The sequence below is a fragment of the Flavobacterium sp. LHD-80 genome, from assembly GCF_030929605.1.
Taxonomy (GTDB): domain Bacteria; phylum Bacteroidota; class Bacteroidia; order Flavobacteriales; family Flavobacteriaceae; genus Flavobacterium.
The window spans coordinates 77,703-98,641 of the sequence record NZ_JAVFVS010000005.1; the positions used below are offsets into that span (position 1 = coordinate 77,703).

Sequence of the window (20,939 nt, forward strand, 5' to 3'; positions counted from 1 at the left end):
CATTAGTAAAGGCTTATTTTTCTTACAAATTTACGCCATCAAAAAATTACCAGTTTTATGAAAAAAATAAAATTAATTGCGCTATTCCTTTTTGGTGCTGGCGCAGCGCTACAAGCACAAGAATTAGATGTAAATTTACAAATAAGGCCTCGTTTTGAATATCGAAATGGATATAAACAACTTCTGCAAGAAGGACAAGAAGGTACGTCACAAATTTCGCAGCGTTCTCGTTTAAATTTCAATTATAAACAAGAAGATTTAACTGTAAAACTGACTTTACAAAACACAAGAACTTGGGGAGATGTTGCACCAACATCGCCAGCCGATAAAAACGGAGTTGCTGTTTTTGAAGCTTGGGCACAATATAATTTCACAGACAAATGGAGCGCCAGAATGGGACGCCAAGTACTTTCTTACGATAACCAACGTATTTTGGGTGAGCAAGACTGGGGACAGCAGGCACAAAGCCATGATGCTCTTACCGTTTCGTTTCATACTGAAAAACAAAAATTAGACTTTGGAGGAGCGTATAATTCTACTGCCGAAAATGTTGTACAGACACCTTACACAGTGGCGAGCTACAAAGCGTTGCAATATGCATGGTACCACAACCAATTTAGTACTGATTTAGGTATGAGCTTTTTACTCCTAAATACAGGTTATGAATATGCTAATGCTGACGCAAAATTATTAGTCGATTACAAACAGACTTTCGGACCTTACTTAACATATAAAAACAGTAAAATCGACAGTAATTTTTGGCTATACGGTCAAACCGGAAAAAGTACCGACAAACAAGTAAGTGCTTGGAATGCTGCCGCAAATTTCAATTATAGCATTACCGAATCTTTCAAAGCAGGTCTTGGCTACGAATTTTTATCAGGAAAAGCGACAAATGACGCAAGCACAGTAATAAAATCGTTCAACCCAATATTTGGAACCAACCACGGATTTAATGGTTACATGGATTATTTTTATGTTGGAAATCACTTAAATAGTGTTGGTTTGCAAGATGCTTTTATCAAATTGAATTACAGTGTAAACAAATGGCAATTTGCTTTGATTCCGCATGCATTTCTAGCCGCTGCAGATGTAGTTACTCCATTAAACGAAAAATTGGATTCGTATTTAGGAACAGAGATCGATGCAACTTTTGGTTATAATTTCAAAAAAGACATTACCGTTACAGGAGGTTATTCTCAAATGTTTGGTTCTAAAACTATGGAATTCATCAAAAACGGAGATGCAAATCACACCAACAATTGGGCTTGGTTAATGATTTCTGTAAATCCAAGAATTTTTAGCTGGAAAAAATAGTTTTTCTTCAAAATTAACTCCTAAAAAATCCCCTTTTCCTATTTCGGAAAAAGGGATTTTTTTTTGTCTGTCTAAAACTTTATTATATGATTTAATTATTTATATTTGAAGTGATTATGAACCCCAAATTCTATCAAAATGAAACCATTTCTAAAATTATCTATGCTGACATTTATTGTCACGCAAACAGGCATTGCACAAAAGTACAATGATGCCTTAATTTCTAGTAATTCCGAAATAAATTTTGCCAAAACGCAAAAAAGAGGAATCAAGAAAAACAGTATTGTTTATTATGTCGAGAATGACTTACAAACAATATCAGCCTACAAAAGAAGCAAATTGAAATGGCAGACCAATGTAATTTCAGTTTGTGGAAAACCCAAAAAAGGACAACCTGAAATTAGATATGTAGGTTATAATTCAGACAAACTGCTTATCGTTATGGGAAAGCATAATTTTGCTGAAATTGATATCAATAGCGGTGTTACGAAGCTTGTTGGTTAACCCTAGGATTTTTAGTTGGAAGAAATAACAAGATTTTAAAAAATCTAAATTATATAAACTGCCCTTTTTCTACTTTGGAAAAGGGTATTTTTATTTCTAATTATCTTGCGAATATATTTAAAGTATTATTTAGGTATATTTGGTTGAAAATGCTCGAAATGCAATTTACTATATGAAATATAAAGACATCATAATTTTGTTTGTTTTCATAATTTTATTTTTTCTAATTGGATTATTATGTGATATCGAATATCGAACTTTAACTCGGACGTTCATATCTAAAATTGCTGATTATGATTTAAAATTTTACGGAGGAAAAGAGATTAGATTTTTTATTCCAGATTTTGGCTTCATATTAAGCCTTATTCCTATTGGGTTTTACATCATCTCTCGGCTTCAAAAACCAAAAAAAATCACTTTTGTTTCAATTCTTATTTACATAGTTCTTTTACTTTTATTTTATCTTATATTTTGTTTATTAGAATCACAAATTATAAAGTATACTACCGTAATTGATAGCGAAAACATATATCATTATCATTATAGCAATATCAACTATAGATTAATAGCATTCTCTAGTATTGTTTTTTCATTAAGCATAAACTTCGTTGTTTTAAATATTTTGAAGCAACAAAAATCAATTTCAGAAAAATGAAACTAATCGCCTGGAATTGCAACATGGCATTCAGAAAAAAAGCAGAATACACTCTTGCTTACCATCCTGATATTGTCGTAATTTCGGAGTGCGAAAACCCTGAAAAATTAAAATTTCCAGATAATATAAAACAGCCAACAGATATTCTTTGGTACGGAACCAATCCGAATAAAGGAGTTGCTGTTTTCTCTTATAGCGATTATCGGTTTCAATTATTAGATTGTCATAATCCAGATTTCAAAAATATTCTGCCAATAGCCGTTACGGGTGGAAAAGTTGATTTTACTTTGTTTGCAATTTGGGCAAATAATCCTGCTGACAAAGATGGCGCTTATGTAACGCAGATTTGGAAAGCGATTAATTATTACGAAGATTTAATTAAAGAAACCAAAACCATTTTAATTGGTGATTTCAACAGTAATACCATTTGGGACCGACCGCGTCGAGAAGGAAATCATACAACGGTGGTAAATAAATTGGGCGAAAAGAACATTTTTAGCACGTATCACAAATACTTCAACCAAATTCAAGGCAAAGAAGCGCATCCAACTTTATACATGTATCGTCACGAAAACAAACCGTATCATATGGATTATTGTTTTGCATCAAATGATTTTATAGAAGTTTTAGAAAGCGTTGAAGTCGGAAATTACAAAGATTGGACTTTGCACAGCGACCACAAACCTTTAATTATTAAATTCAATATATAAACCATGAACAACTGGACTAAAAGATGGGACGACCGCTACAGCAGTGAAGAATTTGCTTACGGCGAAGAGCCCAACAATTACTTAAAAGAACAAATCGAAAAATTACAAGTCGGGTCAATTTTATTTCCTGCTGAAGGCGAAGGACGAAACGCCATTTTTACAGCAAAATTAGGTTGGAATGTTTCGGCTTTTGATATTAGTGAAGAAGGAAGAAACAAAGCTTTAAAACTTGCTGAAGCCAATGATGTATCAATCGATTATCAAGTTGGCGAATTAGAAACGCTGGATTTTGAGGAAGAACAATTTGATGCAATTGCTTTGATATATGCGCACTTTCCGGCAGAAATTAAATCGGATATTCACAAACAACTGGGTCAATTATTACATAAAAATGGAATTATTATTTTTGAAGCTTTCAGCAAAAAACATTTAGAATATCTTGCGATAAATGATAAAGTCGGCGGACCAAAAGATATTGAATCGCTTTTTTCAATAGAAGAAATAAAAAATGATTTTCCGAATTACGAAATCATCGAATTAGAAGAAAAAGAAATCGAATTAAACGAAGGTTTATTTCATAACGGAACGGGTTCTGTAATTCGATTTATTGGCAGAAAAAAATAAATTATTCGGCGTGGAGACGCACTGTTGTGTGTCTCTACAAAATCTTAAAACTAATTTTACGTATTATTACGTAATAATTTTAAACAGAGAAATATTTATGTTCCATAATTTCAGAACGTAATTCCTCAACATCCAAAATCCCAATTCGTTTTCCAACTGTTTGAATCAACGCTTCTTTTTTAAGACTTGAAATTACTCGAATCGCTTGTTCTTCAGTTGTTCCGGCAAAATCGGCGATTTCTTTTCGAGAAAGATCAATATCGATCAAACCGTTGATTTGTCCGAATTTACGATGAATATAAAGCAGTAAATCAACCACACGTTCACGGACATTCATATGCGCAATTTTGCGAATATTGTTTTCGCTTTTATTTAATTCTTCTGCATAAAACAGCATTAGAGCATAAGTAAATTCCGGAATCTGTTTTAAAATTTCTAACATCGTTTCGTTGCTGAAATTACATAAAACTGTGTCTTCCAACGCATAAGCACCAATTAAATACTTTTTTCCAGTTCCAAATCCACGAAAGCCGATAATATCTCCGTTTTTTGTTAAACGAACAATTTGCTCTCGACCATTAATTCCCGTTTTAACCGTTTTTGCTTTTCCTTTACAAATAAAATAAAGTCCTTGCAAAGAGGAACCTTCCACAATAAATTGATCTGATTTTTTGCAAACTATATTCTGTTTCTTAGAAACATAAGTATTCATTTGCTCTAAATGCAAGTGTTTCTTGATAAAACAATTTTCATTGGCACAAGAATAACAAACGGTTTGCTCTTCTTTCATGAGTCCTAATTTTTATCGGATTAAAAAACTAATTTCTTGTTGCTCATTTCTTTGCATCAAAAATAAAAAAATAAATTCAAAAAATAAGTATTTATACGTAAAAATACTTATTTTTGTATACGTGATTTATTTACAATCAAACAGATTCAATAATTAGTATCTAAATAAGAACTGTAATGCAAAATACCAAAATCAAAACTACCTGTTCGTATTGTGGCGTTGGCTGCGGTATAATCGTAACCAACGATGCCAAAAATGGCGTGATGGTAGAAGGCGACAAAGATCATCCGGTAAACAAAGGAATGTTATGTTCAAAAGGAATGAATTTGCATTACGTAGTCAACGATACTTCCGATAGAATTTTATATCCTGAAATGCGCGGCAGCAAATCGTATCCGCTGGAACGTGTAAGCTGGGATACTGCGCTTGATCGCGCTGCAGCCGTTTTCTCTTCCATAATAAAAAAACACGGACCAGACAGCGTTGGATTTTATATTTCAGGACAATGCTTGACCGAAGAATATTATCTGGTAAACAAGCTTGTAAAAGGTTTTTTGAAAACCAATAATATCGATACCAATTCAAGACTTTGCATGAGTTCTGCTGTTGTAGGTTATAAAAAGACTTTTGGAGAAGATTCTGTTCCAATCGCCTACGAGGACATTGAACTTGCTGATACATTTCTAATTACAGGTGCAAATCCGGCTTGGTGCCACCCAATTCTTTTCAGAAGAATTGAAAAACACAAAGAGAAAAATCCAAAAATAAAAATCATTTGCATTGATCCAAGACGAACAGATACTGCCGCTTTCGCCGATTTGCATTTACAAATTATTCCGGGTTCGGACATTATTTTGTATCATGCCATTGCCAAACGCATTATTGAAAAAGGCTATGTCGATCATGATTTCGTAAAATACAATGCAGAAAATTTTAAACAATATAAAGACTTAGTTTTAGGCACTTCTTTAGAAAAAGCGTCAAAACTTTGCGGAATTTCAGTTAACGACATTAAACTCGCTGCCGATATTATCGGGAAAGCAAAAGGCTTTATTTCGCTTTGGGCGATGGGATTGAATCAAAGTGCCGTTGGCGTTGACAAAAACACGGCATTGCTGAATCTTTCTTTATTAACAGGACAAATTGGGAAACCAGGTTCTGGACCGTTTTCATTGACTGGCCAGCCCAACGCAATGGGCGGACGTGAAGTCGGTGGCATGGCGACACTTTTAGCCGCGCATAAAGATATTGCCAATCCAGAACACCGCAAAGAAGTTGCAGATTTTTGGGGTGTTGATGAAATCTCAGATAAACCGGGTTTAACTGCAACCGAAATGTTCGAAGCATTAGAATCAGGAAAAATGAAAGCCGTTTGGATTATCTGTACCAATCCTTTAGTCAGTTTGCCCGATTCCCGAAAAATTGAAAAAGCGCTTCAAAATGCAAAATTTGTTGTTGTTCAAGATATTTCGCATAATGCCGATACAGCAAAATTTGCCGATTTACTTTTACCCGCTGCAGGTTGGTTAGAGAAAGAAGGAACGATGACAAATTCTGAACGCCGAATTTCTTATTTACCAAAAGGAATTAATGCGCCGGGAGAAGCACTTCCAGACATTGAAATTTTAATTCGCTTTGCAAAAAAAATGAATTTCAACGGATTCAATTTCAACAGTGCCGAAGAAATTTACAAAGAACATTGTGCACTTACAAAAGGCACTAATATTGATATTTCATTCTTAAATTATAACCGTTTAAAAACCGAAGGAACGTTTCAATGGCCCGTTCCAGATTACGGACATCCAGGAACTCCGAGATTATTTACCGATAAAAAATTCTATACGCCTTCGCAAAAAGCAATTTTTAATCTGCCTATTTCAATCGAAAATACATCGGTGCAACCAAATGCCGAATTCCCTTTTATCTTAACAACAGGTAGAATTCGTGATCAATGGCATACGATGACCAAAACCGGAAAAGTATCGAGATTGTTGACGCATATTCCGAGTCCGGTTTTAGAAATAAATCCGATTGACGCTTATAAAAACGAAATTAAAAATGGTGATATCGTTACGGTTACAAGCAAAAACGGTGAAGTTCGAGTAAAAGCAAAAGTTACAGATTCGATAAAAGAGAAAGTCGTTTTTCTGCCAATGCACTGGGGAAAACAACTTGAAAATGATTTAAATAGAACCAATAATTTAACCAATACCGTTGTTGATCCGGTTTCAAAAGAACCTGATTTTAAATACACTACAGTTTCGATTTCGAAATATGTAAAACCATTTCAAAAAATTGCGATTGTTGGTGCCGGCGCGGCTTCTTTCCGATTTATTCAAAACTATCGAGAATTCAATACAACAGATGAAATTATAGTTTTTTCAAATGAAGTAAATCCGTTTTACAACCGCGTTTTGCTTCCTGAATATATGACGGGAGAATTTACTTGGGAACAACTTTTAAAAGTAAAAGACGGCGAAGCTTTCAGCAAACTAAAAATTACAATGAAAGCGGGAGTTGCTATTGATAAAATAGATACAAACAACAAGACAATCAAAGACAGCCAGGGCGAAATTCACACTTTTGATTCGTTAATAATGGCGACAGGAAGCCGTCCTTTTGTGCCTGAAAATGCGCAACTTCATCTTCCTGGCCGATTTACAGTTAGAAAAAAAGAAGACGCTGATCGATTGAAAAAACACTTAGACAGCACCAATCTTCCGCCAGAAGAACAGCATGTTGTGATTATTGGAGGTGGATTATTAGGACTGGAATTGGCCGCCGCATTAAAACATAAAAAAGTAAAAACTACCATAGTTCAACGTGCTTCGCGTTTAATGGAACGTCAGCTGGACCGAATTTCAAGTAAATTATTGGCCGAGGAAGTACAGCTTCGTGATATTCAAATTTATTTTGATAATGAAGTCAGCACTGTTTTTGAAACGGATAATCCAAATGAAATTGAAATCGCTTTAAAAAGTGGTAAAATCATTACTGCAAATGCGATTGTGTATACCATTGGAACAATTCCGAATATCGAAATCGCCAGAGAAAGCGGTCTCGCCTGCGGTCGTGGCGTTAAAGTCAATCAGTATTTACAAACCTCAAATCCGGATATTTTTGCCATTGGAGAAATAGCCGAATTCAACAATAAATTATTCGGAATCACTTCTGCCGCCGAAGAACAGGCCGATATTCTGGCAAACTTTTTAGCCGGTGACATCAGCAGTTATTACAAAGGTTCGATTTTAATGAATATTCTAAAATTAGAAGACATCAACCTTTGCAGTATTGGTGATATTGAAATTCCCGAAAATGACGATTCATACGAAGAAATTGTTTTTGCCGATTTGAAAAAACGCTATTACAAAAAATGTATCGTAAAAGATGATCTTTTGGTCGGTGCGATTTTAATGGGCGATAAAAATGAGTTTGCCGAATTCAAAACGATGATCGAAAGTAAAATCGAATTATCAGACAAACGAAATACGCTTTTAAGAGGAAGCTCAAATGCAAAACCTGTTTTAGGAAAACTAGTATGTTCCTGCAGTCAAGTTGGTGCCGGAAACATCGAGGAAACCATTAAAAGTGGTGTAAGCGATTTCACTGATTTATGTAAAAATACCGGTGCTGGCCTAGGATGCGGAAGCTGTAAGACGGAGGTTAAAGAAATTCTAGCGAAATGTAAATAGTTTTTTTGTTTCAGGTTTCACGTTTCAAGTTGTTGGAAACTTGAAACAACGCAATGTCACCCTGAGCGGAGTCGAAGGGCGCCCCAATTGGAGACGGGCTTCGACTCCGCTCAGCCTGACAAACTTGCAAAAAACCTGAAACAAAGAAAACCTGAAACCTGAAACAAAAAAAAATGGAACTAACAAGATTAATAGTAAAAGGAGGCGTTATTTCGCCAGGAGAACTGCGAGAAGTAGTAAATATTGCTTTAGACGAAGGTCTGGATTCCATTTCTTTTGGTTCTAGACAGGATATTATTTTCCCAAAAGGTTTTAAATCATTGCATAAAACCACTTTAGGAAAACATCATTTTGTATATCCAGATCAAAAAAGTGGCAATAATATCGTTTCCTCTTATGTTTCGACAGATATTTTCAGAAACACCAATTGGCTAACCGGAAATAGGTTTTTATATGTTTTGGAAGAATTTAAAGAACAACCAAAACTAAAAGTCAACATAACCGACCCGAAACAGCAATTAGTTCCTTTATTTACAGGGCATTTAAATTTTATCGCGTCAGAGCACGAAGATTATTGGTACTTGTACATTCGACTTCCAAAATGGGAGAAAATGGAAGTTTATCCTGTTTTAATTTACAGCTGGGATTTAGCTAAAATTTATTACGAAATTGAGAAAATTTCTGAAGAAGCTACTGTTGATATTGAACTCCTTTTTACGTTAGTAAGCGAAGCTTTAGATACCAACAATCGCACAATTGACAAACCTTTAAATATTCCATTTTATCCTTTTCCGTACTACGAAGGAATGAATAGACTGGGAATCGATCAATATTGGCTTGGACTTTATTGGAGAAACAATTTATATGATTTGGATTTTCTAAAAGAAATGTGCGATATCTGTTTCGAATGCAAAATCGGGAAAATATGTATCACGCCTTGGAAATCATTCATCATCAAAGGAATTCCGAAAGACCGAAAACTCGAATGGGAAAAATTCTTAGGCAAACGAGGCATCAACGTTCGCCATTCTTTATTGGAATTAAATTGGCATTTGCCTGTGGCGATGGAATGGGCTCTTAATCTTAAAACTTTCTTGGTTCGAACGCTCGATCAATTCGACATTAGTACGTACGGATTGAATTTCGGAATTTCAGAATACAACCGTGATGGGCATTATTTCACATCAATTGTCATCGAAAAAAATGAACTTCCTGCCGCTTTAGAATCCATTAAAATCAGAGACACATATAATGTTTTATTTGCAAAGAATTTTGACCCGAATACGCGCGAATATATTGTGCATTCTCAAGATATTGACAAATTGGAACTTCCAACCATCTTAATCGAATTAAGCCGAAAATACTTCGACGAACTCGGAAATTCAACTTCAGAAACACCCGAAAACACACAGAAAAAAGAAAAACCACAATTAGACATTTACCAATGCCAAGAATGTCTGACACTTTATAAACCAGAATATGGAGATGAAAGCCAAGGCATTCCAAAAGGTATTTTATTTACAGATCTAGACGAAAACTATTGCTGTTCGTTATGTGAAGCGCCAAAAAGCAATTTTAAGATTTTAGAAATTATAAAGAATTAATTGTTTCATAATAATTTTAAGAAGCTAATTCCCGCTGTCCTTCCAATCTTTTGTGTCTCGTTTTGGAACGAGACACAAAAGGATTTTCCCTCTCATCGGGGCTAGAGCACTCGTTTTCAAAAGAACTTATTTGAAATGTTTCATGTTTCATGTTTCATGTTTCATGTTTCATGTTTCAGGTTTCAGGTTTAAAGTTTCAGGTTTTCGCTAACGCTTGTCAGGCTGAGCGAAGTCGAAGCCCGATTCCAATTGGAGCGCCATTCGACTCCGCTCAGGGTGACATTAGTTTGTTTCAAGTTTCTGGTTTCATCTTGCATCTTGTCTCTTGCCTCTTTCAGAACTCACAATTAACAATTCACAAATCACCATTAACAATTAATAATCATACCTCTTTTTTCCAAGTAGAATTGTTAAGAGATTTTGTTTTTTATTTTGACCAAAAAACACAAATATTTAAATTCCAGTCAGTTAACATTAAAATTTAACTAAAAACTTAACATTGGGAGACTTGTTTTATAATTATCTTTACTTAACTGTAAATTAACAATTTAGTTACATTGTTAATATTAATCTTCTTAAAAGCACTATAAATATGGAAAACAAACCCGAAGAGACAAATCCGGAAAAAATCGATTCTCCAAAAACTGAAACCGCTCAACCTGTTGCCGATACTGCAAAACCAGCAAATACACCTGTAAAAAAAGCACCGGTTCGTAAAGCTCCAGTAAAAACAACGACAGCGGCAAAACCAGCAGCTTCAACAACTGCAAAACCAGCAGTGGCAAAAGCTCCTGCAGCTACTGTAAAAAAGACAGCTACAACATCTACAGCAAAAACACCTGCTAAAGCTGTAGTAAAAACTGTTGCAGCAACTTCACCAAAACCAACTGTTAGAAGAGCTCCAGCTAAAAAAGTCTTAACTCCAGCTGCAAAGCCAGAGGAAAAAACAGCAGTTGCTCCAGCATCGGTTACTGAATCAAAAGAAGAAAATACTAACCAGGCAGTTAAAACTGAAAAAGACAAAGCTGCTAAAAAAGCCAAAAAAGTGAAAGATAAAGAAAAGGAAAAAGAGAAAAAGAAAGCCGCTAAGAAAAAAGACAAGGCTAAAAAAGATAAAAAGAAAGAGAAAGCTAAAAAAGCAAAACAAAAAGCTGCTGCTAAGAAAAAAGAAAAAGCTAAAAAAGCAAAGGAAAAAGCGAAAGCTAAAAAAATTGCTAAAAAGAAAGCTAAAGCTCAAAAAAAGGCAAAAGCTAAAAAGAAAAAATAATTATTGAGAAAGGTTTGACTTTAAAAAGGTTGAACCTTTTTTGTTTCAAGACGGTTTTCATAAAGTTTGTCATTCCGAGGAACGAGGAATCTCCACAAGAAGCTCCGCATGCAAAATCGCCAATCTTTGTAGAGCTACTTGCGGAGATTCCTCGTTCCTCGGAATGACAAAACTATGTGGCTAAATAAGACTTAGACTTCACTCAGCCTGACAATTCACAATTAACAATTCACAATTAATAATTAATTTTCACCCTCCAATCGCAATCATACTGCGATTATCAAAATGTTTCGCAGGATCGTCCATTTCATCAATTGTAACCATTCCTGCGCGAACTTTCTTTTTATTATGAATCGATGCTGAAATCAAATCCGTAATCGATTCTCCATTTCTAAAAGCGGTCAATAAATCTGTTTCAGAATTTGAGAAAAGACAATTCTTGATTTTCCCGTCGGCCGTTAAACGGATTCGGTTACAACTATCACAAAACGGATTTGTAATCGAACTTATAATTCCGAAATCACCTTGAAAATCTTTTATTTTATAATTTCTCGAAGTATAGTTTTTTTCGTCTTCAAGTTTCTGAATTTCATCAGCTGAAAATGCATTTCCGACTAAAGATAAAATCTCCTTTTGCGAAACCATTTTGCTTCTGTCCCACTCATTTCCTGCAAACGGCATAAACTCAATAAAGCGAACAGAAATTGGCAGAAATTGAGTCAGTTTTACAAAATCAACAATTTCATTATCATTAAAACCTTTCATCAAAACGACATTCACTTTCACTTGAAAATCGTTATTCAGAAGCAAATGCAGATTATCAACAACCTTCTCAAACTGATTTCTGAGCGTTATAGAAGCAAATTTAGACGAAACCAAAGTATCTAAACTCAAATTGATCTTTTTGATTTTAAACTGTTTTAAAACATTAATATGACGGTCAATTAAAATTCCGTTTGTAGTTATCGAAAGTGAGATATCTAAGGTTGCTAATTTTGAAACAATTTCTGGAAAATCTTTTCTTAGTAAAGGTTCTCCGCCTGTTAATCTAATTTTGTCAACACCATTTTGCACGAAAGTCTGAGCGATACCAAAAATCTCATCAGCCGTCATTAAACTGGCTTTTGGAGAAAGCGCAATTCCGTCAGCCGGCATGCAATACGTACAACGCAGATTGCATTTTTCCAGCAACGAAATACGCAAGTAATTGTGTTTGCGTCCAAAACCGTCCGTCAAAATTGTGTTAGAGGCTGTCATGGTTTTTACCTTTTAAAATATGAAAAACATGCATTACATGCGGAAAAACAGCGTCCATCGATTCTCTTACTCCATTTGTAGATCCTGGTAAAGCCAAAACTAGGCTTTTCCCTAAAGTTCCAGCAACACTTCTTGAAAGCATTGCATACGGCATTCGCTGCTGTCCATAATTACGAATTGCTTCTTCGATTCCCGGAATTCTGCTTTCTAAAATTGGTTCTAAAGCTTCTGGCGTTACATCTCTTGGTGATAATCCAGTTCCGCCCGTAAAAATCACCAGCTGATTATCTTTGGCGAAAGCCTTAGTTTTCTCTTGAATAATATCTAATTCATCTGGAATAATTTCATAATGAGAAGTTTCTACTCCATAAGAATCTAGTTTCTCTACAATCGTTTTTCCAGAACGATCTTCTTTATCACCAGCAAAAACCGAATCAGAACAAACAAAAACCGCCGCTTTTATCGCATTCGGAAATTTATTTTTAAAAGACGATTTTCCGCCTTCTTTATTGATTAATTTGATGGTTGAAATTTCGATTTCTTTATCAATTGGTTTCAGCATATCGTACATGGTCAGCGCAACAATCGATGCGCCGTGCATGGCTTCAACCTCAACTCCGGTTTTATACACCGTTTTTACATTGAAAATTATCTGAATTTCTAAACCTTCGATTATATATTCCACCGAAGTAAATTCAATCGGAATTGGGTGACAATCTGGAATCGATAAGTGCGTGTTTTTTACCGCAAACAATCCTGCCGTTTTTGCCATTTCGAGTACATTTCCTTTTGGCACAAGATTATTTACCACAGCATCAATTGTTTCCTGTCTGCTGACTTTTACAATTGCAGTTGCAGTAGCTTTTCTTAATGTACTTATTTTATGCGTAATATCTACCATTAACTATTTTGTTTCCAAGTGAATGTATCGTTTTCAAACATTTCTTTTCCAAAAATCGGAACATCGGTTTTTATCCAGTTTACAATCGCTTCAGTAGCTTCATAAACTTGTTTTCTGCGTGTTGCCGAAACAAATACAAACAAACAAATTTCGCCTGCTTTTACCACACCTAAACTGTGATAAATATGCATACAAGTTAAATCGAATTTAGCAAAAGCTTTTTCTCGAATTGTGTGCAAAGCTTCATTTGCCATGTCTGTGTAAGCAGAATAATCAATCGCAACGACTGTATTATCATGAATTACATCGGCACGAACTTGCCCTAAAAATATATTATGCGCCCCAATTGTATGTTTTGATTGGTGTTTTGCGATTGACTCGGCTATAAATTCAGGAGCAATTGGTCCTTCTACAAATACATTTTTACTCATTTTTTCTATAAATTTACCCCATTACAGACTTTACATCTGTACCACTTGTTTTTTTGCTTTCAATAACTTCAATTTTTTCTTCAGAATGAATTTTAATACTATCTGAAAATAAAAAATAAAAACCAGTAACCCATATTACTACCAAGGTTATGAATACATATTTTACATTAAATTTAGCCCCCTTTTTCAGAAATAAGGGAATTAAACAAAAAGCAACAAATGAATTCCACATTATTGAAAATATTAAAACTCCTGCGATAGAATTGTTAATACCTTTAATAATTATGGCTTCAGAATTATTGTCTGGATTAACGAACACAGAAATTTTCTTTGCATTTTCTAATTTAGAAAATAACGCAACATGCTCTTCTCCATTGCCACCTGAATATCCAATGGCAATTTTATGTCCCAAAAATTCTTTGTTACCAATTTTATATTTATAGCCAATTTTGACTTCGTATATGCCATCACCACCCTCGTTATCATTATCGTAATCCAACTTTATATGCGCTACAGTAGCGGTAACTTTAGTCCAATCTTTTATTTTTTGAGAATTGTAAATATTATTTAAACTATAAATTAAAATCCCAATACCAACCAATACAAATGGCAGAAAAAATAATCCAATACAACCATAACCTTTCATTTTAGTGACAATCCAAGTATCATTTTCTGTCATAAATTAATGTCATCTACTGATGTTTATATTTATACTTTTATTTTTTCAACTAGTTGTTTCATTGCCAAAACGCCTCCAGCAATACTTTTTACATTTTTAAATTGATGTTTTTGAAGCAATTCTGTTGCAATTTTACTTCTTATTCCAGATTGACAGAAAATATAAATCTCTTGATTTTTATCCAATTTATCAATTTCATTCTCTAAATGCATCAATGGAATATGAACTTGATTTTTTAAACCCATTTTTGGCAATTCGTCTTCATTTCTAACATCCAAAAATAAAACTTCATCCTTATTTATTTCTTCTAAAATAGATTCAAAACTTATTTCTTCAATTTCAGTTTTATTGTATTTTTCTTCGAATGTTTCTCTGCTAATCTTTTGAAGATTATTTTTATCGAAATCAAACTTCTGTTGTTCGTTCTTCAAAATATTGTAAACCAATATTTTTCCGCTTAAAACTTCTCCAATTCCGAGAATCATTTTCAAAACTTCATTTGCCTGAAGCATTCCAATAATTCCAACCGAAATTCCAATTACGCCGGCATCTTCACAATTTAAAGCATTCGCGTTTTCATCTGGATACAAACATCTGTACGTTGGTCCGTTTTGATAATTAAAAACCGAAACTTGTCCCTGAAATCTAAAAATCGATCCGTAAACCATTGGTTTATTGGTTGCCAAACAAGCATCGTTTATTAAATATTTAATCGAAATATTATCTGTTGCGTCAACAATAATATCATATTTTTCAAATAACGAAATAGCATTTTTTCCTGATAATTTTTCAGAAAAAGAGTCTACTTCAATTTCAGGATTTAATTCGGAAATCATCAATTTTGCTTCTTCAGCTTTCGATTTTCCAACAGCCGAAGTTTTGTAAATTACCTGACGATGTAAATTTGAAATTTCGACAATATCATCATCCACAATTCCAATTTTCCCAACTCCCGCCGAAGCCAAATAAGGCAGAATTGCAGCGCCCAAACCTCCGGCACCAATTACCAAAACTTTTGATTTCGATAATTTTTGCTGGCCTTCCGCTCCTATTTCAGGAAGTATGATTTGTCGGTTATATCGGTTATTTGAATTCATGTTTTTATCCTCCAGCAAATGGTGGCAATAAAGCAACAATATCACTGGCTTGCAACTGATATTCTTGTGTTTTTGAAACTATTTTTTGATTTACCGCAACGCTGAAAGTTAGTGATTCAAATGCATATTTTTCGTCTAAATCCTGCAATACTTTTTGCAGTGATACTTCAGAAAAAGATAACTTTTCGAATTCACATTTTGTCTTTTCAGCTACAGCTCCAAAATATTTAATCTCGATCATTTTTATAAATTTAAATTCTGAAAAATAAATTCGTCATCAAAATGCTCCCAAAAATATTCTGTCAATTTCGATGTATTTTTCACTACTTCGCCAATCACAATTATGGCAGGCGATGAAATATTATTTTCGGACACCAATTTAGTAATTGTGTTTATAGTTCCGATTACTTTTTGCTCGGAATTTTTCGTTCCGTTCTGAATTATCGCAATTGGAAGATCGTCATTTCTGTTTTCTTGGTAAATCGAAATAATTTCCTCCAATTTATGCATTCCCATCAAAATAACCACCGTCGCCGCCGATTTTGAAGCCAAATGTACATCTTTTGATAATTCATGATTCGAAGTTGTTCCAGTAATAACCCAAAAACTTTCGGCGATTTTACGTTGTGTCAAACTGATTCCTGCAGCAGCCGGAACACCTAAAGCCGAAGAAATTCCAGGAACGACAGCGGTTTCTAATCCAAATTGTACAGCATAATCAATTTCCTCGCTTCCTCTTCCAAAAACAAAAGAATCACCACCTTTTAAGCGTACTACATGACCGAAACGATTTGCCATCGAAACAATCAATTCGTTAATTTGATCTTGCGTATAAGCGTGGCAACCCAAACGTTTTCCAACAAAAACAATTTCCGCATTTGAGGCATATTCTAATAATTCTTCGTTAACTAAAGCATCGTATAAAACAACATCGGCGCTTTCTAAAGCTTTGATTGCCTTTAATGTAATCAATTCAACATCGCCTGGACCTGCGCCTACAATAGTCAATTTTGGTGTTTTTAAATTTCGCATAGTCTTTAGATTAAATTGATATTCAAATCGTTTAATTCGTCAGCCGAATTAACATTGGTTAAATGAAAGTTTTCGCTTTCTTCTATATTGATAATTTGATGTGGCATTTTAGCTAACAAATCCATCATTTTTAATTCGTTTGAATCGATTGCTTCTTTGATAATTGGAACAATTTTTTTCGAATAAATTCCGATTAACGGATGCGTTTTACTTTCGGATGCGAAAACTGTAATTCCAGCTTCTTCTGTATGCTTTGAAATCAATTCCTGCAATAACTCGGTTGAAATTAGCGGAATATCGCAGCTTAAAATCAAATTAAATTCGGTTTCAGAATGTGATAAAGCGGTGTAAATTCCGCCCAGCGGACCTTTATCTAAAATTAAATCTGGTATTTTGTCGTACTCCAAATAATCATATTCTTTTGAAGCCGTAATCAGTTTTATTTTATCTGTAATTGGCAAAATCGCCTGAATAATATGTTCAATAAATGGTTTATCCTGAAACAATACTAATCCTTTTTCAGACTGCATTCTGGAGCTTTTTCCTCCGCAAAGAATAAATACTGTTAGTGTTTCCATAGTTTTTTATTTCAGGTTTTTCTTTGTTTCAGGTTTCAAGTTAATTTTACCGCAAAGAGCGCTAAGACTTTTAATCATTTATAGCTTTAAAATAAAGTTCGCAAAGCTGGATCTACACAAAGCTTTGCTAACTTTGCTGTTTTTATAAACCGCTTTTACAAAACCTTGCGTGCTTTGCGGTTAATTTTTTATTTAATTAGTTATCAAGGAAAAATCAATTTAATGCTTGCCATTAAAATTACAGTTCCTAAAACCATTTTTAAAGTTCTATTCGAGAATTTACCACTTCCGTAAAATCCTCCTAACATTCCTCCCACAACTGCAATTGGAACCAAATAAAAACTTTCCATCGGGATTATTTTTCCTCCTAATAAGAATCCAAGCATTCCTGCAAATGAATTCACAAAAATGAATAAACTTGAAACCGCCGCCGATTCTTTTACCGAGGCCCATCCTAAAAATAATAAAATTGGACTCAAAATAATTCCGCCACCAATTCCAAGCATTCCAGATAATAGTCCAATTGCAAAACCAATTAATAATGCAAATGGAAGATTGATTTTTACTTCTTCTTTTTCTTTAAAATTAAAGATCCCGAACAATCGTAACGCTGCAAAAACTAACACAACTCCTAAAACAATTTTATAAATCGCGTTGTCCAAGGTTATAAATCCGCCAATAAACGCTGCCGGAATTGATGCTATCGCAAACGGATAAAAGAGCTTTGGTTTGAAATAATTATTTCGATAATAAAATAAGAACGAAATACTCGAAACAAACAAATTCAACAACAATGCCGATGGTTTCATCACCGAAATTGGAAAAGCAAAAATACTCATTAAAGCCAAATAACCAGAAGCACCGCCGTGCCCGACACTTGAATATAAAAATGCAATAACAATTAATGCAAAACTGAATAATAGTATGTTTTCGGAACTTAAAATGCTCATTATCTTTTGTTTGTTTTGTTTCAAGTTTAAAGTTTCAAGTTGGCAAGCTGTATGTTTAAAATTACATACCGATTTTCATCCCTTATACTCAAAATCTATTCTCTTTCTCCTTGATTCTTTCTTCTTAAAATATAAATTTTAGTCAATCGGCAATAACGAAACCAATTGACCTTTTTTGTATTCTTCAACATTTTCAGGAACAATTAATAAACTGTTTGCTATCGCAAAAGTATTAAGCATTGCTGAGCTTTGACCGTCTAAAACTGTTACGGTTGTTTCGTCGTATTTTGCTTTTAGAAAAAGCGTTTTTCCAGTATTATTTTTGATATCTGAATTTATTTTTCGAACCACTTTAGGTTTATGAATTTCAGAAAAACCCATTTTATTTTTCACCGCCGGCGCCACATAAATATAAAAATTAGTCAGCGACGAAGCCGGATTTCCCGGAAGGGCAAAAACTAACGTTTCATTTTTAGATCCAAAGAACATTGGTTTTCCCGGTTTCTGATTGATTTTATAAAAAAGCTCTTTTACATCGTTCTGCAATAATGCTTCTTTTACAAAATCATAATCTCCAACTGAAATTCCGCCCGAAACCAGCACAATATCATATTTTTTCAAAATGCTTTTAAGTGCTTTTTTTGTTGCTTTTAAATTATCCCTTACTCTGTAAATTTTCGTTTTTTCGATGCCGATAGTTTGCAATGCTGCTTCAAGCATAACCGAATTACTTTCGAAAATTTTGCCTTTTTTTAATTTCTTTCCCGGTTGCATTAATTCATTTCCAGTAACTAAAATTGCCACTTTCGGCTTTTTGTAAACTTCAATTTCAGTAATTCCCAAAATTGCCAAAAATCCAATTGCTGCCGGAGTAATTAAAGTATTGGCTTCAAAAACAACATCATCTTTAGCAATCTGCTCTCCTTTTGGGCGAACATTTGAAAATTTTTCTGGCATTTCGGCAATCAAAATAGAATCAGTGTTTGCCATTACATGCTCCTGCATCACCACTGTATCTGCACTGTTAGGAACAAAAGCGCCAGTAAATATTCTAATCGCTTCTGTTGCTTTTAATTTTATGTTCGAATGATCTCCAGCTTGTGAAATTCCCACAACATCATATTGATGACGAATGCTGTGCGAAAAAGCATATCCATCCATCGCCGATTGACGAAATGGAGGCATATTGATTGGCGAAATCACTTTTGTTGCCAAAACATATCCCAGTGCTCTATTGACTGAAATAAGTTTCGTTGGCATTTTAGCACTGTTTGCTTCAATAATTGCTATGGCTTCTTCAACTTTAATCATTAGGCTATTTTATAAAAGCAAAAAATACTTACTACAAATATAAGTACTTTTACTTAGTTAAATTCAATAAAAATCTTAATTCTTTAAAAAATATAAATTTACTGCAATAAATGCAAATAGATTCATAAAAAACCAAAATAGCTTTTTGAAATTAAGAATATCATTTTATTTCTTTCTGAAATTTCCCTTTGGAAGATAATAAAGCCATGCAAAACCAATCAAAAATAAGATGGCAGAAGCGATAAAAGCAGGAATTAAAATTTCTTTATTATTATCTAACGCATTATTCAAAGAAGCATACAAAAGCCAGATCTGAATGCTGACATTTAGGATTAAAATAAATATAAGTGTAGAAAGTATATTGTTCAGTTTATTAGGGTTCGCACGATTTTGACTTCTTCTAAAAGTACTCATAATTCTAGATTTAAATTAGCTTTCTTTTTTTTCAATTAATGCTTTTACAAAAACAGCATTTTCTTTAAAAACAACTTCTAATTGAGGCAATGCTCTTGGCGGTGGCCCAGCAATTACATCACCAGTGCTGGCATCAAAAGATCCTTCGTGACAGGGACAATGTATAATTCCAGTTCCGGGTTTGTAAAAAACAGAACAAGAAAGATGTGTACATTTTTGCTCATAAGCTCTAAAGTCACCGTTTTCAAGATGGATCAAAATATACGGAATTGTACTTCCTTCTAAAACAAAACCTCTTGTCCCGCCCACAGGAACATCTTCTTTGTTGCAAATAAAATGTTCTCCTTGAACTTCTTCTTTTGGCAATAAAAATGCTTTTGCCGTTACAAATCCACTACCTACCATTAATCCGCCGGAAACAAATGTTAGGAATTTAGCAAAATCGCGTCGACTGACTTGAGTTGATTCTTGTTTTTTTATTGGAAAATCTTTTTTCCAGTTTTCATTTAAATTATCTTCTTTAGACATGATTCGGCATTTAATAAATTCGTAATTCTGTGCTGCCTTTTGGCATCATAATATTGACCTTTGTAGTAACTTTTTCGTTTCCAAAAATAAAATTATTGACAGGTGAACTATTTGGTCTCATTTCTTCTATTTGTTCTCTGGTACCATAAAACAATGCACCGCTTGGACAAACTGTAGCACACATTGGTTTTTTTCCAACGCTGGTTCTGTCATAACACATCGTGCATTTCATCATCAGATCGTATTCTTCTACTTTTTTAGGCACTCCAAAAGGACAAGCCATTACGCAGTTGGAACAACCAATGCATCTTTCTGTACTTGCCGTATGTACAACGCCAAATTCATCTTGCGAAATTGCATCTGCTGGACAAACATTGGCACAAACCGGATCTTCGCAATGCATACAAACCTGAACTGTTGTTTGGATTGTTGAAGCACGATCTACGTAATTCACGCTTATTAACGTCTGCTGGCCGTTGGTTTCACATTCGGCGCAGGCCATTTCACAGGCTTTACAGCCAATGCAACGTTGCATATCTACAAAAAATTCTTCGCTAGTATTAAAATTGGTTAAATTCATAAGGTTAAATTTTTAGAG

Annotated in this window: 22 protein-coding genes; 7 read left to right on the forward strand and 15 right to left on the reverse strand. The window is 34.1% G+C overall.

Annotated elements, in window-relative coordinates:
• Positions 1–57: 57 nt before the first annotated feature.
• The 4 genes from RB619_RS08355 (at position 58) to RB619_RS08370 (ending at position 3,810) form a co-directional block, all read left to right on the forward strand.
• Positions 58–1,317 carry an alginate export family protein gene (locus RB619_RS08355; RefSeq protein WP_308096292.1) on the forward strand — a complete coding sequence of 420 codons (1,260 nt, stop codon included), beginning with the start codon at positions 58–60 and terminating at the stop codon, positions 1,315–1,317.
• Between the two features lie 138 nt (positions 1,318–1,455).
• On the forward strand, positions 1,456–1,821 hold the full coding sequence (locus RB619_RS08360) for a hypothetical protein (protein ID WP_308096294.1): 366 nt from the start codon (positions 1,456–1,458) through the stop codon (positions 1,819–1,821).
• A 651-nt stretch (positions 1,822–2,472) separates the two neighbouring features.
• A complete protein-coding gene (locus RB619_RS08365) occupies positions 2,473–3,186 on the forward strand; it encodes an endonuclease/exonuclease/phosphatase family protein (protein WP_308096298.1) in 714 nt (237 codons plus the stop codon).
• A gap of 3 nt (positions 3,187–3,189) precedes the next feature.
• Positions 3,190–3,810: a class I SAM-dependent methyltransferase gene (locus RB619_RS08370; protein WP_308096301.1), complete on the forward strand. Its 621-nt coding sequence runs from the start codon at positions 3,190–3,192 to the stop codon at positions 3,808–3,810.
• Between the two features lie 79 nt (positions 3,811–3,889).
• Here the strand turns inward: RB619_RS08370 and RB619_RS08375 are convergent, their stop codons facing one another.
• Positions 3,890–4,600: a Crp/Fnr family transcriptional regulator gene (locus RB619_RS08375; RefSeq protein ID WP_308096304.1), complete on the reverse strand. Its 711-nt coding sequence runs from the start codon at positions 4,598–4,600 to the stop codon at positions 3,890–3,892.
• Between the two features lie 176 nt (positions 4,601–4,776).
• On the opposite strand from RB619_RS08375, the gene RB619_RS08380 reads away from it, so the two are divergent.
• Together RB619_RS08380 and RB619_RS08385 are read left to right on the forward strand one after the other, a co-directional pair.
• Positions 4,777–8,292, forward strand: coding sequence for a molybdopterin-dependent oxidoreductase (locus RB619_RS08380; protein WP_308096307.1), 3,516 nt, complete (start codon positions 4,777–4,779; stop codon positions 8,290–8,292).
• Between the two features lie 173 nt (positions 8,293–8,465).
• Entirely contained in the window at positions 8,466–9,896 is a 1,431-nt protein-coding gene (locus RB619_RS08385) for a rubredoxin (protein WP_308096310.1), read from the forward strand.
• Between the two features lie 654 nt (positions 9,897–10,550).
• On the opposite strand, the gene RB619_RS08390 is transcribed toward RB619_RS08385, so the two are convergent.
• A complete protein-coding gene (locus RB619_RS08390) occupies positions 10,551–10,937 on the reverse strand; it encodes a hypothetical protein (protein ID WP_308096312.1) in 387 nt (128 codons plus the stop codon).
• 4 nt (positions 10,938–10,941) lie between these two features.
• Between RB619_RS08390 and RB619_RS08395 the strand changes: the two genes are divergently transcribed.
• A complete protein-coding gene (locus tag RB619_RS08395; RefSeq protein ID WP_308096315.1) occupies positions 10,942–11,163 on the forward strand; it encodes a hypothetical protein in 222 nt (73 codons plus the stop codon).
• A 249-nt stretch (positions 11,164–11,412) separates the two neighbouring features.
• Here the strand turns inward: RB619_RS08395 and moaA are convergent, their stop codons facing one another.
• The 13 genes from moaA to RB619_RS08460 all read right to left on the reverse strand — a co-directional run bounded on the left by moaA (position 11,413) and on the right by RB619_RS08460 (position 20,921).
• Positions 11,413–12,420 carry a GTP 3',8-cyclase MoaA gene (moaA, locus tag RB619_RS08400; RefSeq protein WP_308096318.1) on the reverse strand — a complete coding sequence of 336 codons (1,008 nt, stop codon included), beginning with the start codon at positions 12,418–12,420 and terminating at the stop codon, positions 11,413–11,415.
• Positions 12,407–13,321, reverse strand: coding sequence for a bifunctional molybdenum cofactor biosynthesis protein MoaC/MoaB (gene moaCB / locus RB619_RS08405; RefSeq protein ID WP_308096321.1), 915 nt, complete (start codon positions 13,319–13,321; stop codon positions 12,407–12,409). The genes moaA and moaCB overlap by 14 nt, the downstream gene beginning before the upstream one ends.
• The gene (locus RB619_RS08410; RefSeq protein ID WP_308096323.1) at positions 13,321–13,752 is read right to left on the reverse strand and encodes a molybdenum cofactor biosynthesis protein MoaE; all 432 of its coding nucleotides are present in this window, start codon (positions 13,750–13,752) and stop codon (positions 13,321–13,323) included. Before RB619_RS08410 ends, moaCB begins: the two co-directional genes overlap by 1 nt.
• A 13-nt stretch (positions 13,753–13,765) precedes the next feature.
• Complete coding sequence (locus RB619_RS08415; protein WP_308096326.1) at positions 13,766–14,431, reverse strand: DUF3592 domain-containing protein; 666 nt, start codon at positions 14,429–14,431, stop codon at positions 13,766–13,768.
• 29 nt (positions 14,432–14,460) lie between these two features.
• Positions 14,461–15,528 carry a HesA/MoeB/ThiF family protein gene (locus RB619_RS08420; protein WP_308096329.1) on the reverse strand — a complete coding sequence of 356 codons (1,068 nt, stop codon included), beginning with the start codon at positions 15,526–15,528 and terminating at the stop codon, positions 14,461–14,463.
• 4 nt (positions 15,529–15,532) lie between these two features.
• The gene (locus tag RB619_RS08425) at positions 15,533–15,769 is read right to left on the reverse strand and encodes a MoaD/ThiS family protein (RefSeq protein WP_308096332.1); all 237 of its coding nucleotides are present in this window, start codon (positions 15,767–15,769) and stop codon (positions 15,533–15,535) included.
• Positions 15,770–15,771: 2 nt separating this feature from the next.
• Positions 15,772–16,560, reverse strand: a complete 789-nt coding sequence (gene cobA, locus RB619_RS08430; RefSeq protein WP_308096334.1) for a uroporphyrinogen-III C-methyltransferase — start codon at positions 16,558–16,560, stop codon at positions 15,772–15,774.
• Positions 16,561–16,565: 5 nt separating this feature from the next.
• Positions 16,566–17,138: a molybdenum cofactor guanylyltransferase gene (locus tag RB619_RS08435; RefSeq protein ID WP_308096336.1), complete on the reverse strand. Its 573-nt coding sequence runs from the start codon at positions 17,136–17,138 to the stop codon at positions 16,566–16,568.
• Positions 17,139–17,341: 203 nt separating this feature from the next.
• Positions 17,342–18,088 carry a sulfite exporter TauE/SafE family protein gene (locus RB619_RS08440; RefSeq protein WP_308096339.1) on the reverse strand — a complete coding sequence of 249 codons (747 nt, stop codon included), beginning with the start codon at positions 18,086–18,088 and terminating at the stop codon, positions 17,342–17,344.
• Positions 18,089–18,226: 138 nt separating this feature from the next.
• The gene (gene glp / locus RB619_RS08445) at positions 18,227–19,399 is read right to left on the reverse strand and encodes a gephyrin-like molybdotransferase Glp (RefSeq protein ID WP_308096342.1); all 1,173 of its coding nucleotides are present in this window, start codon (positions 19,397–19,399) and stop codon (positions 18,227–18,229) included.
• Positions 19,400–19,564: 165 nt separating this feature from the next.
• On the reverse strand, positions 19,565–19,813 hold the full coding sequence (locus RB619_RS08450) for a DUF6755 family protein (protein WP_308096344.1): 249 nt from the start codon (positions 19,811–19,813) through the stop codon (positions 19,565–19,567).
• A gap of 15 nt (positions 19,814–19,828) precedes the next feature.
• Positions 19,829–20,341: a Rieske (2Fe-2S) protein gene (locus RB619_RS08455; RefSeq protein WP_308096346.1), complete on the reverse strand. Its 513-nt coding sequence runs from the start codon at positions 20,339–20,341 to the stop codon at positions 19,829–19,831.
• A 10-nt stretch (positions 20,342–20,351) separates the two neighbouring features.
• Complete coding sequence (locus tag RB619_RS08460; protein WP_133524364.1) at positions 20,352–20,921, reverse strand: 4Fe-4S dicluster domain-containing protein; 570 nt, start codon at positions 20,919–20,921, stop codon at positions 20,352–20,354.
• Between the last annotated feature and the right edge of the window lie 18 nt (positions 20,922–20,939).

Coding starts and splice junctions, on each gene's coding strand:
- RB619_RS08355 (WP_308096292.1), top strand. CDS start 58: ATGAAAAAAATAAAATTAATTGCGCTATTCCTTTTTGGTGCTGGCGCA.
- RB619_RS08360 (WP_308096294.1), top strand. CDS start 1,456: ATGAAACCATTTCTAAAATTATCTATGCTGACATTTATTGTCACGCAA.
- RB619_RS08365 (WP_308096298.1), top strand. CDS start 2,473: ATGAAACTAATCGCCTGGAATTGCAACATGGCATTCAGAAAAAAAGCA.
- RB619_RS08370 (WP_308096301.1), top strand. CDS start 3,190: ATGAACAACTGGACTAAAAGATGGGACGACCGCTACAGCAGTGAAGAA.
- RB619_RS08375 (WP_308096304.1), bottom strand. CDS start 4,600: ATGAAAGAAGAGCAAACCGTTTGTTATTCTTGTGCCAATGAAAATTGT.
- RB619_RS08380 (WP_308096307.1), top strand. CDS start 4,777: ATGCAAAATACCAAAATCAAAACTACCTGTTCGTATTGTGGCGTTGGC.
- RB619_RS08385 (WP_308096310.1), top strand. CDS start 8,466: ATGGAACTAACAAGATTAATAGTAAAAGGAGGCGTTATTTCGCCAGGA.
- moaA (WP_308096318.1), bottom strand. CDS start 12,420: ATGACAGCCTCTAACACAATTTTGACGGACGGTTTTGGACGCAAACAC.
- moaCB (WP_308096321.1), bottom strand. CDS start 13,321: ATGGTAGATATTACGCATAAAATAAGTACATTAAGAAAAGCTACTGCA.
- RB619_RS08410 (WP_308096323.1), bottom strand. CDS start 13,752: ATGAGTAAAAATGTATTTGTAGAAGGACCAATTGCTCCTGAATTTATA.
- RB619_RS08415 (WP_308096326.1), bottom strand. CDS start 14,431: ATGACAGAAAATGATACTTGGATTGTCACTAAAATGAAAGGTTATGGT.
- RB619_RS08420 (WP_308096329.1), bottom strand. CDS start 15,528: ATGAATTCAAATAACCGATATAACCGACAAATCATACTTCCTGAAATA.
- RB619_RS08425 (WP_308096332.1), bottom strand. CDS start 15,769: ATGATCGAGATTAAATATTTTGGAGCTGTAGCTGAAAAGACAAAATGT.
- cobA (WP_308096334.1), bottom strand. CDS start 16,560: ATGCGAAATTTAAAAACACCAAAATTGACTATTGTAGGCGCAGGTCCA.
- RB619_RS08435 (WP_308096336.1), bottom strand. CDS start 17,138: ATGGAAACACTAACAGTATTTATTCTTTGCGGAGGAAAAAGCTCCAGA.
- RB619_RS08440 (WP_308096339.1), bottom strand. CDS start 18,088: ATGAGCATTTTAAGTTCCGAAAACATACTATTATTCAGTTTTGCATTA.
- glp (WP_308096342.1), bottom strand. CDS start 19,399: ATGATTAAAGTTGAAGAAGCCATAGCAATTATTGAAGCAAACAGTGCT.
- RB619_RS08450 (WP_308096344.1), bottom strand. CDS start 19,813: ATGAGTACTTTTAGAAGAAGTCAAAATCGTGCGAACCCTAATAAACTG.
- RB619_RS08455 (WP_308096346.1), bottom strand. CDS start 20,341: ATGTCTAAAGAAGATAATTTAAATGAAAACTGGAAAAAAGATTTTCCA.
- RB619_RS08460 (WP_133524364.1), bottom strand. CDS start 20,921: ATGAATTTAACCAATTTTAATACTAGCGAAGAATTTTTTGTAGATATG.